The organism is Streptomyces mobaraensis NBRC 13819 = DSM 40847 (assembly GCF_017916255.1).
Taxonomy (GTDB): Bacteria; Actinomycetota; Actinomycetes; order Streptomycetales; family Streptomycetaceae; genus Streptomyces; species Streptomyces mobaraensis.
The window spans coordinates 3,572,184-3,584,589 of sequence record NZ_CP072827.1 but is presented as its reverse complement, the minus strand read 5'-3'; the positions used below and the strand labels follow the sequence as shown (position 1 = coordinate 3,584,589).

Sequence of the window (12,406 nt, the reverse complement as noted above, 5' to 3'; positions counted from 1 at the left end):
CGGGGCGCGCCTTGGTGGGCGATCCGGGCGCGCCCCAGGGGGATCCGGGCGCGCCCTGGGGCGGGGATCCGAACGTGCCCGGATCCGGACGGAATCCGCTCCTCCATGTCCGTCGCCCCTGTGTGACAACCAGCTCGGCGGCACTACCCTGGCCCGACCATCGCACTGAAGGCGAACAGAGAGTGAGCTCACGTGGCATGTGACCTCTGGCTTGTCCCCCTCGTCGACGTGCTGTGCCACAGCCCCGACAACCCCTTCGCCGAAGAGATCGCCGTCTACGACCGGGCCCTCGGCGCGGCCGGGCTGCCCCCCGTCCCCGTCTTCGGCTACATGCCGGGCCTGTCCGGGGACGTGGCCCCGGTCGCGGGCTTCGACTACGACGCGCTCCATTTCCTGCGCCGCGCCCACCTGCTGAACCTGTGCGGGCTCACCGTCACGCCGGTCGACGAACTGGGCGGCGACTACGAGCAGTTGCTGGAGATGTTCGAGACCACGGCCCAGCAGTCGCACCTGGTGTGGCACTACGACCACGCCGGCGCCTACGTGCCCGTCGACTTCGCGCACCCGCTGACGAGCGACGAACTGCTGGAGGGCGGCGGACCGTTGGGATCCAGCCATGGTCTGCTGCGTGAACTCCTCAGCGTCGCCCCGGTGCTGGGGATCGACCCCGACAACCCGCCGCCCGCGCCGGCCGCACCCCGGCAGCCCACGACCCTGGACGAACGGGCCGCCCCGGGTCCGGCGGACGACAGCCCGTTCGCGCGGGAACGATACGTCTGGCTGGGGCTGCACGCGGCGGTCACGCGCAGCCTGGGGCAGGGCTCGATGATCGTGTTCAGCTGACGGGCGCGGTCGCCCGCGACAACGGCCCGGCCCGGTACGAGTCGTACCGGGCCGGGCTCGTTCCGTCCTCAGCGGGGTGACTCCGGCGGGCGCTGCCGGGGCATGTTCGGCCGGGAGCCGGGCGGCAGCGGGAACCGGCCGACGGGCCCGCCGTTCTCCCCGCGCGGCCCCCAGGCGACCAGCGACTGCGTCAGCAGGGGCGCGGGCCCGGCCCGGAACTCCACCATCCAGTCGGCGGTTTCGGCGCGGACCAGCTCCGAGACGTCCTCGGAGAAGCGGCGCAGCACCGTCAGGCAGCGCTCGGCCGCCTCGCTCGCCGTGCCCTCGGTCGGCCCCAGCACCTCGCGCACGCACTCCGACGCCCAGTCGAACTGCAGCGCCTCCAGCCGCCGTTGCACGGCCTGCGCCGTGGCCACCGCGCGCATCCAGCCCGTCGTCAGACCGAAGTAGCGGTCGCAGGCGACGCACGCGACGGTGCCGAGCAGGGCGAGGAACGCCCAAGTGGAGCCGGTGCGGATGGCCTTCGTCAGCTCCAGCAGCGGCAGCGCCGCGCCGACGACGGCGAAGACCGCGGCGGCGACCCGCAGGATGCGGGCCCAACGGCGTTTCCAGGCGCGGTCGGCGAGATACCAGTCGGCGAGGAGGAGTGCGCCGCTCTCCACCCACCGGTACAGCTCGTCCAGCCGCTGAGCGGGCTCCCCCCAGTCGCCGAGCGGGAAGGTCCGGCCGCGCAGATCTCCCCGGTGCCTCCCGTCCTGCTCCTTGGGGAGCCCCTCGGGCTGCATCTCAGGCTGGCTCACCCCTGCACTCCCTCTTCACCGCTGCTGCTCCGTACCCCTGTCACCGCCTCTTTCCTACCGCCGAACGGTTGGCCTTGTGCACCGGATCGCTCCTTTGCCGCCCGTAAGTGCCAGGGAATCGGGTATAGGGGGCGATATCCCCCTCACCCGAAAGAGTGGGTGGCCTGTGTGGACGTGACGGGGCGGGTGCGGCGAAACGTTCTGACGAGGTCTGACGGGAGAGATGGGGGAGCCGGGACGCACGGCATTGATCGTTCCGGAAGGCAATAGGGTGACACCCGTGAAGGTCCTCGTCATCGGCGGCGGCGCCCGCGAACACGCCCTGTGCCGCTCCCTGTCCCTCGACCCCGACGTCACCGCTCTGCACTGCGCTCCCGGCAACGCCGGCATCGCCGAGACCGCCCAGGTGCACCCGGTCGACGCCCTCGACGGCGCGGCGGTGGCGGAACTCGCCGCCGCCCTCGAAGCCGACCTCGTCGTCGTCGGCCCGGAGGCCCCGCTGGTCGCCGGGGTCGCCGACGCCGTCCGCGCGCGCGGCATCCCCGCCTTCGGGCCGTCCGCCGAGGCGGCGCGGCTGGAGGGCTCCAAGGCGTTCGCCAAGTCCGTGATGGCCTCGGCGAACGTGCCCACCGCCCGCAGCTACGTCTGTTCCACCCCCGCCGAGATCGACGCCGCGCTCGACGCCTTCGGTGCCCCCTACGTCGTCAAGGACGACGGTCTGGCGGCCGGCAAGGGCGTCGTCGTCACCCCCGACGTGGACGTGGCCCGCGCCCACGCGCTCGCCTGCGACCAGGTGGTGATCGAGGAGTTCCTGGACGGGCCGGAGGTGTCGCTGTTCGCCGTCACCGACGGCGAGACGGTCGTCCCGCTCCAGCCCGCGCAGGACTTCAAGCGCGCCCTCGACGGCGACCAGGGACCGAACACCGGCGGCATGGGCGCCTACTCACCGCTGCCCTGGGCCGACCCCGGCCTGGTGGACGAGGTCCTGCGGACCGTGCTCCAGCCGACGGTGGACGAGCTGCGGCGGCGGGGCACGCCGTTCTCCGGCCTGCTCTACGCCGGGCTGGCGATCACCTCGCGCGGGGTGCGGGTGATCGAGTTCAACGCGCGCTTCGGCGACCCGGAGACGCAGGTCGTGCTCGCGCGCCTGAAGACGCCCCTGTCGGGGCTGCTGCACGCGGCCGCGACCGGCGCGCTCGCGTCGTTCCCGCCCCTGCGCTGGGCGGACGACGCTGCGGTGACCGTCGTCGTCGCGTCCCACAACTACCCCGGGACGCCGCGGACGGGCGACGCCATCGAGGGCCTGGACGAGGCGGACGCCGTGGACGGCGCGTACGTGCTGCACGCGGGGACGTCGCGCGACGCTTCGGGCGCTGTGGTCAGCGCCGGGGGGCGGGTGCTTTCCGTGACGGCCACGGGGGCCGGCATTCCCGCGGCGCGGGAGCGGGCTTACGAGGCGGTGGCGCGGGTGCGGATGCGCGGGGCGCAGTATCGGACGGACATCGCGGCGGGCAAGTAGCGGGGCGGGGGGGGGTGCCCCTATCTGTTTCGTCAACCCTGGCGGGGCTGGTTCGTAGGGGTTCGTGCTGGTTTTCGGGAACGTCCCGCGAAGCGGGATGTTCCCGGCGGCTCGGGTGCGGTGCGGGCAGGGCGGTGGCCGGCGTGGCGGGGGTGGCCGTGCCGGTGACGGGATGGAGCGGGCTGGAAGAGGCAGGGGGTGGGGTGGGTGTCAGGCAGCGAGGTCGAGGGCGCGGGGTTCGTAGAGGGTGCCGTTGCGGATCATCGCGTGGATGACGTTCACGCGTTGCCGGGCCAGGCGGAGGATCGCCTGGGTGTGAGTCTTGCCGCGGGTTCGCTGGCGGTCGTAGTAGATCCGCGAGGACGGGTCGCTCTTGCAGCCGGTCGCGGCGAACGCGGCCTGGAACAGGGCGCGTTTGAGGAGCCGGTTGCCGCGGTGGGGAGCGTGCTCGCCGCGGATGGAGGTGCCCGAGGACTTCGTTGCGGGGGCGAGTCCGGCGTAGGAGGCGAGGTGTCCGGCGGTGGGGAAGCCGGTGCCGTCACCGATCGCGACGATCACCGCGGCGGTGGTCCTGACGCCCATGCCGGGCAGGGACGTCAGGAGGTGGAAAAGAGGGAGGGCCTCCAGCAGGGCGGCGATCTCCTGCTCGGTGGCCTGTCGCTGGGTGTGGGCGGCGGCGAGCTGAGCGGCCAGGCCCGGAACGATCAGCGCGGACGCCTCGGTGCCGGGAACGACGAGAGTCTGCTCGGCCAGCGCGTCGGAGATCTCCCCGGCCAGCTGCTTCGCCTTGCGCGAGCCGTGCGCTTTGAGCAGGGCCTCGCAGCGGGCCCGGCCGAGTCTCTTCAGCTTCGCCGGGGAGCCGTGCCGGGCCAGGAGGGCTTGGACGTAGGGGTAGGCCAGGCGCGGGCCGAGCACGCGTTCCAGGGAGGGGTGGATCTGGGAGAGCAGGCCGCGCAGCCGGTTGGTGGTGCGGTTCACCTCGCCGGCCAGGTCGTTGTCGTAGCCGGTGAGCATGGTCAGCTCGGCCAGTACCTCGTCGTCACGGTCCACCGCGCGCAAGGTGTGCGGCATGGTCCGGGCGGTCTCGGCGATCACGAACGCGTCGCGGGCGTCTGTCTTGGCCTCACCGGGATGCAGGTCGGCGGCCCGCCGCATCGACAGTCCCGGCAGGTAGGCCACCCGGCACCCGCTCGCGCGGGCCACCGTCAGCGGCAGCGCGCCGATGTTGGCGACCTGGTCCACGATCACCAGGACGGTACCGAACTTCGCCACCAGCTTGGTGAACAGCTCCAGCAGTTTCGGCTCGGTGTTGGGCAGCCGCTTGTCGTGCACGGTCCTGCCGTCCCCGGTCCGGCCGTGGGCGTGGTGGAACTCCTTGCCCAGGTCCAGGCCGAGGAAGAGATCTGTCGCGGTCGTGTCGACCATGTGCGCGTGCCCCTCGCCACTCGTCTCCCCAACTCCCGGCCGTCCCTGCGGCACCACACGCCGGCAACCACGTTACGCAGACATGCCACCCGTGAAGCGGTCCGGCATTGCGCCGAACCAGAGTGGTCGTCAGGCCCCTCATCAGCGGTCAAGCGGTGCCCCGAAGCCCGGCGGCAACACCCCCCAGGTCATGTACTTCGACAGGGGGCACACAGCCATACCGAGCCCGGGGGCCAGGCGCCCCGTTGCGGGGCCACGGAAAAGGTAACGGGGCGCCTGCGGCGGGCGGTGCCCCGGTCCCGCCCCTTCGCCGCTTCCTGGGGCTGCGCCCCAGACCCCGCTTTCGCGGCTCCGCCGCTCGTCCTCAAACTCCCCCAGAGGGGGCACCCCCAACGGGCTGGATAGCGCGCCCGGGCGCGGAAATCAGCCCGTCCGGCGTTTGAGGACAACCGCGCGGAGCGCGGTTTCGGGGGTGCGGGGGCGGAGCCCCCGCAAGAAACGGTGAAAGGGCGGGACCGGGGCACCGCCCGCCGCAGGCGCCCCCATCCGCCCCCAACCCTTGGGCAAAGCCATTCCATCGAGTGACCGATCCGCCAACCGGCTGACGAACGCCCCACGCCCCACTAGGGTGCCGCGCAGGCCGCCCGCCGCGACGTCCGGCAACTGGCCCACCGGCATTGCGATGTCAGAGGCCGGTGCCACAGTGGGGGGTGGTAACTGGCGGCCGGAGCACTACAGGCGACTGGGGGTGATCGGTCTCGTGGCAGATACGGAAGCCGGCGCGCACACCGCGCGCCTCAGGGCCCTGGCGGTCCTGCGCGTCCGCAGCACCGCGCTCGCCGTCGCCCTGCTGCCCGCGGCGGCCGCGGTGGTGCTGCTGGCCGGCACCGTCATGGGCCGGATCCCGGACGGCAGCGTCGGGGACGCGGCCCGTCCGGCCGTCGTCGTCGCGGCCCTCGCCGCGCTGGCCGTCGCCGGCGTCGTCGCCGCCGTGGTGGCCCGGGCCCGGCCCGCGCTCAGCCCCACCGTGCCGATCCCCGAGGAGACCGCCCCGGACCTCTACCGGCTGGTGCGCGACCTCGCGGACCGGATGGACGTCCCGGCCCCCTCGGCCATAGCGCTCACCCCGGACTGCGACAGCTGGCTGGAGGACCGCACCCACCCGGCGCACCGCGCCGCCGCCCCCGGGGCCGGCCGCCCCGGACCGCTGCCGCGCCGCCGGACGGCCGCCGCGCCGGTCCTGGTGATCGGCTCGCCGTTCCTGTGGTGGATGCGGGTCGCCGAGCTGCGTGCCCTGCTGGCCCCGGTGGTGGCGGGCACGGGCCCGGCCGCCCATCCGGACATAGCGGCCGCCCGCCGCTTCGTCCGCGGCCTCGACGCGGCCGTCGCGGTCGCCGCGGGCCGCCCGCTGCTGTCCTTCGTGGGCTGGACGGCCCGGCTCCTGCTGCGCTCCTGCCGCGAGCACGCCGCCGAGATGGAACGCGGCGTCGCGGCGGCGGCGTCCGAGCGCGCCCAGACCGTCGACTACGGGCTGCGGGTCGTCGCCCAGGAACAGGTCGGCCTGGCCTACGCGGGCTGGGACCGGCTGCTCAACCGGGTCGCCCTGCCCGCCTGGCGGATGGGCCGCTGGCCGTCCCGGCTGGACGCGGGCGTCGTCTCGGCGCTCACCGAACTGTCCCGCCGGGACCGGCTCGCGGAGGGCTTCGCCTCCCGTCTCGGCGAACGGCCCGCCTGCGACCTCCTGGAGGAACCGGGCGTCATCGACGAGGCCGCCTCCCTGCTGGCCGCCCGGCTGTTCCACGGCGGGCCGCCGGAGCCGGGCCCCGACTGGTCCCCGGTGAGCTGGAGCCAGTACCCGGAGGAGGTCGTGGACCGCAAATGGCGGGTGGAGGCCGCCCGGCTGCACCGCGTCCTGGAGGACGTCCTCGACGACGTGACGGTCCCCGGCACCGCGCCCGCCCTGCCGCCCGTCCAGGACGGGACCGCCCCACCCGTCCCGCCCGCTCCACCGGTCCCGCCCACCGTGGACCGTGTCCTCGACCGCCTCACCGGCCCGGCGGGCCCGGGCGTGGGGGAGCGGCTGGGCCACCGGCTCAGCGCCGAACTCGCCCGTGAGGCCGGGGCCGGCCCCGAGACCCCGCCGGCCACCTGCGAACCGGGCCTCGACGGCCTCGCCCCGCTGTTCCCGCTCCAGCCCCCGCGCAGCGGCCGCGAGCTGCTCACCGACCACGTGACGGCGATGATCTGCTGCGCCGCCGTCGACACCGCGGGCGCCACCCCCGGCCTGGACTGGCTCGACGGCCCCGCCCTCCTCGTCGGCGGCACCCGCCGCGCCGACCTGGCCCGCACGGTCCTCTCCCTGATCGAGGACGGCGACGGCGAACCCCTCCGCGCCTGGCTGGGCGAGGTCGGGGTCCGCCCGGAGAAACCCGTACGGCTGGGCTGAGGACGCGGGGGAGCGGCGTGGACCAGGGGGGCGCGAACGGCCCGGACACGGACGACCGGAAGGACCGCCGGGGCCGGGCCGCACAGGAGGCCGACGAGACCCGCGGGCCCGCCCGGAACCGAGCCCCCGACGCCACCCCCGGCCGAACCGCCCGGGAACCCCACCCGGCCCTTCCGGCCGGACCGGCCCTCCCGCCTGTCCCGGCTCACCCGGCCGGATTGACTCACCCGGCCGGACCGGCCGACGCCGAGGCGTCCTCGCCGCCGGGCGGCAGCCGACTCGGCGCGGACCGCGTCCCGCCGGACGAGGCGGCCTCGCAGGCCCCGCAGGCCCCGCAGGCCCGGCCGGTCCCGCGGCTTCCCGCGCCCGCCGCGCCCGCCGCGCCCGCCCGCGCCCGGCGCCGCCCGCGCGTTCCGGACGCCCGCGAGCCGGCCGCGTCCGGCCCGGCCGGCGCGAGCCGCCTCCCCGGCCGCGCCTGGGAGTCCGCCGCCCTGGCCCGCGCCGCGGCCGACCCCTTTCCCGAGCCCCCGCTCGCCTGGCTGGCCGGCTGCACGACGGCCGGTTCCCCAACGACTGGCTCCACGACGGCCGGTTCCCCAACGGCGGCCGCCTCCGCAACGGCTGGCTCGACAACGGCCGTCCCCACGACAACCGGCTCCACGACGGCCGTCCCCACGACGGCCGGTTCCCCAACGGCGGCCGCCTCCACAACGGCTGGCTCGACAACGGCCGTCCCCACGACAACCGGCTCCACGACGGCCGACCCCGCGACAACCGGCTCCACGACGACCGGTTCCACAACGTCCGACCCCACGACGCCGGCCCCCCCAACGGCCGCCCCCCCAACAGCCCCCCGCCCCTGGTACGCCACCGCCGACGACGTCCGCCGCCCCATCCGCGGCTTCACCTCCGACTCCGCCGTCGCCCCCGGCGAGTCCGTGGCCTTCCGGGTCTCCGTGGAGCCGCCGCGCCCGTTCACCGTCGAGGTGTACCGGGTCGGCCACTACGCGGGCCACGGTGCCGCGCGGATGGCCGTCAGCCCGCCGCTGGACGGGCTGACGCAGCCGCCGCCGCTGGTGGCCGGGCGGGCCGTGGCCTGCCACCACTGGTGGCTGTCCTGGCGGCTGGACGTGCCGCCGCACTGGCCGCCGGGCGCGTACGTCGCCGTCCTCGCCACGGCCGACGGGGAGCGGGCGCACGTCCCGTTCACCGTTCGCGACGGCACCCCCGCCGACCTGCTGCTCGTCCTCCCCGACCTCACCTGGCAGGCGCACAACGTCTACCCCGAGGACGGCCGCACCGGCGCCGGCCTGCGGCACGCCTGGGACGAGCGCGGCCGGCTGCTCGGCGAGGCGGACGCGGCCGTCACCGTCAGCGCCGACCGCCCGTACGCGGGCACCGGCCTGCCGCCCGACGTCGGGCCCGTCTACGACGTCGTCCGCTGGGCCGAGCGCTACGGCTACGACCTCGGCTACGCCCACGCAACCGACCTGCACGCCGGCCGCGTCGACCCCACCCGCTACCGCGGCCTGGTCTTCCCCGGCCCGGACCGGTACTGGTCCGCGCCGCTGCGCCGCGCCGTCGAGGCCGCCCGCGACGCCGGCACCTCGCTCGTCTTCCTCGGTGCCGGCGCCCTGGCCCGGCAGGTTGTGACCGCCCCCTCGCCGGCCGGTCCCGACCGGCTGCTGACCTGCCGCAGGCAGCGCTCCGGCGGCCGGGCCGCGCCCTGGCGCGACACCGCCCCCGAACAGCAGCTGCTCGGCATCCAGCACGCAGGCCGCGTCCCCCGCCCGGCCCCCCTCGTCGTCCGCAACACCGACCACTGGTTGTGGGAGGGCACCGGCGCCGCCGAGGGCGACGAGCTGCCGGGCCTGGTCGCGGGCGACGCCGACCGCTACCACCCGCGCACCGCCCTCCCCCCGCACACCGAACGCATCCTGCTCGCCCACTCCCCGTACCGCGACGCCGACGGGGTCCGCCGCCACCAGGAGACCTCGCTGTACCGGGCCCCCAGCGGCGCCCTGGTCTTCGCCGCCGGCACCGCCGGCTGGGCCCCGGCCCTGGACCGTCCCGGCCATGCCGACCCACGCGTCCAGCGCGCCACCGCCAACCTCCTGGACCACATCTGCAAACGGGCCTGACCCCCGCTCCGGCCGGGCAGGCGTATACGGCAGAATCGAGGCGTTTGGACAAACCACCAGGAGGACGCGTGTCCGGATTCGTCGAGAAGCCCGAACCTGTCGAGGTGCCGGGCCTTGTGCATCTGCACACCGGCAAGGTGCGCGACCTCTACCGGGACGCGGAAGGCCGGCTGGTGATGGTCGCCAGCGACCGCATGTCCGCCTACGACTGGGTGCTGCCCACCGAGATCCCGGACAAGGGCCGCATCCTCACCCAGCTCTCCCTCTGGTGGTTCGACCGCCTCACCGACCTGGTCCCGCACCACGTCCTCTCCACCGAGCTGCCGCCCGGCGCCCCCGCCGACTGGGCGGGCCGGACGCTCGTCTGCCGCTCCCTCGACATGCTCCCCGTCGAGTGCGTGGCCCGCGGCCACCTCGCCGGCTCCGGGCTGCGCGAGTACGAGCAGACCCGCACCGTCTGCGGCCTCGCCCTCCCCGAGGGCCTGACCGACGGCGCCGAACTCCCCTCGCCGATCTTCACCCCCGCCACCAAGGCGGAGGTCGGCGAGCACGACGAGAACGTCTCCTACGAGGAGGTGGCCCGGCGCGTCGGCGCCGAGACGGCCGCCGAACTCCGCCAGATCACCCTCGCCGTCTACGACCGCGCCCGGGGCATCGCCCGCGACCGCGGGATCGTGCTGGCCGACACCAAGTTCGAGTTCGGCCGGGCCGAGGACGGCGAGCTGATCCTCGCGGACGAGGTTCTGACCCCGGACTCCTCCCGCTTCTGGCCCGCCGACCAGTGGCAGCCGGGCCGCCCGCAGCCGTCGTTCGACAAGCAGTACATCCGCGACTGGCTGACCTCGCCCGCCGCCGGCTGGGACCGGCACGGCCACCTGCCGCCGCCCCCGCTGCCGGAGGACGTCGTCGAGCAGACGCGCTCCCGCTACGTGGAGGCGTACGAGCGGCTGACGCTCACCCGCTGGACGTGACGGGCCGGAAGGGCACGGGCGGGCCCGGACCGGCCCGTCCGCCGACTACAGCAGAGTCCTAAGAGGTCTCTCAGACTCCCTCTGCCACAGTGGGGCACCATGGCCGCTCCTGTCCCACCCGCCGGTCCCGCCGTGCTCGTCGTCGACGACGACCCCGACGTCCGCGCCGCCGTCGTCGACGGCCTCGCCGTCGAGGGCTACGACGTCCGCGACGCCGCCGACGGGCTCGCGGCCCTGTCCGCCGTGGCCGCCGCCCCGCCCGCCGCGATCGTCCTCGACCTCGCCATGCCCGTCCTCGACGGCCTCGCCGTCTGCCGTCGGCTGCGCGAACTCGGCGACCGCACGCCCATCCTCGTCCTCACCGCCCGCGACGCCGTCTCCGACCGCGTCGCGGGCCTGGACGCCGGGGCCGACGACTACCTCGTCAAACCGTTCGCCCTCGACGAGCTGCTGGCGCGGCTGCGCGCCCTGCTGCGCCGCGCCGCACCCGGCCCGGCCGGCGCCGCCGACGGGCCCGGGGACGCGGCCGGCCTGCTCGGGTACGCCGACCTCACCGTGGACCCCGCCACCCGCACCGGCGAGCGCGGCGGGACGCCCCTGGAGTTCACCCGCACCGAGTTCACCCTGCTGGAACTGTTCCTCCGCCACCCCGGCCAGGTGCTGCCCCGCGACACCATCCAGCAGCACGTCTGGGGCGCCGACTTCGGCCCCGAGTCCAACTCCCTCTCCGTCTACATCGGTTACCTGCGCCGCAAGCTGGAGGCGGGCGGCGCGCCCCGCCTCCTGCACACCGTCCACGGCATCGGCTACCGGCTGGCCGCACCGTGAGGATCCCCAAGCCGTTCCGCCGCCGCCCGCTGCGCACCCGCCTGGCCGTCGTGACCTCCGCCGCCGTGGCGCTCGTCGCGCTGGGCGTCCTCGCCGCCGCCTACGTGGTGATCCGCTACGAGATCAGGAACCAGCTCGACCTCCAGCTCAAGCAGCAGTCCGGCACCCTCGCCCAGCAGGCGCGCACCAGCGGAACCGGCGTGCTCTACGCCGAGTGCGCCTGGCTGGCCGCGCCCGCCTGCGCCCAGGTCGTGCCCGCCGACCCGGCCGCGCCCGGCCAGCGCGGCCTGGTGCTGCCCGTCACCGGCGCCACCCGCCGCGTCGCCGCCGGCACCCTCGGCGCGCACTACAGCGACATCGTCCGCGACGGCCGCTCGCTGCGGATGCTCACCACCCCGCTCGGCCACGGCCGCGCCCTCCAGGTCGCGGTCCGCTCGGACACCGTCGAGAAGGGCGTGGAACAGGCCGGACTGCTGCTCGGCGCGGTCGGCGGCGCCGGGGTGCTGCTGGCCGCCGGCCTCGGCTACGCCGCGTCGCGGACCGCCCTGCGCCCGGTGTCCCGGCTCACCGCCACCGCCGAACGCATCGCTGCCACCCGCGACCCGGCCCACCGGATCACCCTGCCGCCGGACGAGGAGCGGCCCCAGGACTCGCGGGACGAGATCACCCGGCTCGCCACCAGCTTCAACACCATGCTGGCCGAACTGGAGGACGCGGTCGCCGCCCAGCGCCGCCTCGTCGCCGACGCCTCCCACGAACTGCGCACCCCGCTCACCGCGCTGCGCACCAACGCCGAACTCCTCGCCCGCGCCGAGCGGCTCACCCCCGCCCAGCGCGACCGAGCGGCCGGCGCCCTCGGGCGCCAGCTCCGCGAGGTGACCGGTCTCGTCAACGACCTGATCGAGCTGGCCCGCGACGAGGAACCGCGCCAACTCGTCGAGCGGGTACGGCTCGACCTGCTCACGGAGAGCTGCGTGGCCGCGGCGCGCGGTCACTGGCCGGCCACGCCCTTCACCCTGCGCACCGGGGACGTGGCGGACGTCACCGTGCCCGGCGTCCCCGCCCGGCTCGCCCGGCTGCTGGCCAACCTGCTGGACAACGCCGCCAAGTTCAGCCCGCCCGGCGCCGCCGTCGAGGTCCGCCTGGACCGGCGCCCCGACGCGGTCGAGCTCACCGTCCGCGACCACGGACCCGGCATCTCCGACGAGGACCGGCCGCACGTCTTCGACCGCTTCTACCGCTCCCGGCAGGCCCGCGCCCTGCCCGGTTCGGGGCTCGGGCTGGCCATGGCCCGGCAGATCGCCCGCGCGCACGGCGCGGAACTCACGGCGGAACGCCCGCCGAGCGGCCCGGGCGCGCTCTTCCGCCTGCGCTTCCCGGCCCCCGGGTGAACCGCCGGCATACGACGAAGGCCCCGGTCACCAGGACCGGGG

At 75.5% G+C, this 12,406-nt stretch carries 9 protein-coding genes; 7 read left to right on the top strand and 2 right to left on the bottom strand.

Annotated elements, in window-relative coordinates:
• Positions 1-192: 192 nt before the first annotated feature.
• Positions 193-843 carry a hypothetical protein gene (locus tag J7W19_RS15155; protein ID WP_004945830.1) on the top strand — a complete coding sequence of 217 codons (651 nt, stop codon included), beginning with the start codon at positions 193-195 and terminating at the stop codon, positions 841-843.
• Positions 844-911: 68 nt separating this feature from the next.
• On the opposite strand, the gene J7W19_RS15150 is transcribed toward J7W19_RS15155, so the two are convergent.
• A complete protein-coding gene (locus J7W19_RS15150; RefSeq protein ID WP_004945835.1) occupies positions 912-1,628 on the bottom strand; it encodes an SLATT domain-containing protein in 717 nt (238 codons plus the stop codon).
• Between the two features lie 295 nt (positions 1,629-1,923).
• Here J7W19_RS15150 and purD point away from each other — a divergent pair, with 295 nt between their 5' ends.
• Complete coding sequence (gene purD / locus J7W19_RS15145) at positions 1,924-3,162, top strand: phosphoribosylamine--glycine ligase (protein WP_004945838.1); 1,239 nt, start codon at positions 1,924-1,926, stop codon at positions 3,160-3,162.
• 210 nt (positions 3,163-3,372) lie between these two features.
• Here the strand turns inward: purD and J7W19_RS15140 are convergent, their stop codons facing one another.
• Positions 3,373-4,587 carry an IS110 family RNA-guided transposase gene (locus tag J7W19_RS15140; protein WP_004956465.1) on the bottom strand — a complete coding sequence of 405 codons (1,215 nt, stop codon included), beginning with the start codon at positions 4,585-4,587 and terminating at the stop codon, positions 3,373-3,375.
• Positions 4,588-5,338: 751 nt separating this feature from the next.
• On the opposite strand from J7W19_RS15140, the gene J7W19_RS15135 reads away from it, so the two are divergent.
• From J7W19_RS15135 to J7W19_RS15115, 5 genes are all read left to right on the top strand, one after another.
• Positions 5,339-7,033 (top strand): hypothetical protein, encoded by a 1,695-nt coding sequence (locus J7W19_RS15135; protein WP_051072650.1) that lies wholly within the window; start codon positions 5,339-5,341, stop codon positions 7,031-7,033.
• Positions 7,034-7,524: 491 nt separating this feature from the next.
• Positions 7,525-9,174, top strand: a complete 1,650-nt coding sequence (locus tag J7W19_RS15130) for a N,N-dimethylformamidase beta subunit family domain-containing protein (RefSeq protein WP_411848858.1) — start codon at positions 7,525-7,527, stop codon at positions 9,172-9,174.
• Positions 9,175-9,242: 68 nt separating this feature from the next.
• Positions 9,243-10,145 carry a phosphoribosylaminoimidazolesuccinocarboxamide synthase gene (locus J7W19_RS15125; protein WP_004947805.1) on the top strand — a complete coding sequence of 301 codons (903 nt, stop codon included), beginning with the start codon at positions 9,243-9,245 and terminating at the stop codon, positions 10,143-10,145.
• A 99-nt stretch (positions 10,146-10,244) separates the two neighbouring features.
• Positions 10,245-10,973 carry a response regulator transcription factor gene (locus tag J7W19_RS15120; RefSeq protein ID WP_040890669.1) on the top strand — a complete coding sequence of 243 codons (729 nt, stop codon included), beginning with the start codon at positions 10,245-10,247 and terminating at the stop codon, positions 10,971-10,973.
• On the top strand, positions 10,970-12,364 hold the full coding sequence (locus tag J7W19_RS15115; protein WP_004947807.1) for a HAMP domain-containing sensor histidine kinase: 1,395 nt from the start codon (positions 10,970-10,972) through the stop codon (positions 12,362-12,364). The genes J7W19_RS15120 and J7W19_RS15115 overlap by 4 nt, the downstream gene beginning before the upstream one ends.
• The last annotated feature ends 42 nt before the right edge of the window (positions 12,365-12,406 follow it).

Excerpts from the sequence above, each read along its gene's own strand:
- J7W19_RS15150 (WP_004945835.1), bottom strand. The coding sequence starts at position 1,628 with ATGCAGCCCGAGGGGCTCCCCAAGGAGCAGGACGGGAGGCACCGGGGA.
- J7W19_RS15120 (WP_040890669.1), top strand. The coding sequence starts at position 10,245 with ATGGCCGCTCCTGTCCCACCCGCCGGTCCCGCCGTGCTCGTCGTCGAC.
- J7W19_RS15140 (WP_004956465.1), bottom strand. The coding sequence starts at position 4,587 with ATGGTCGACACGACCGCGACAGATCTCTTCCTCGGCCTGGACCTGGGC.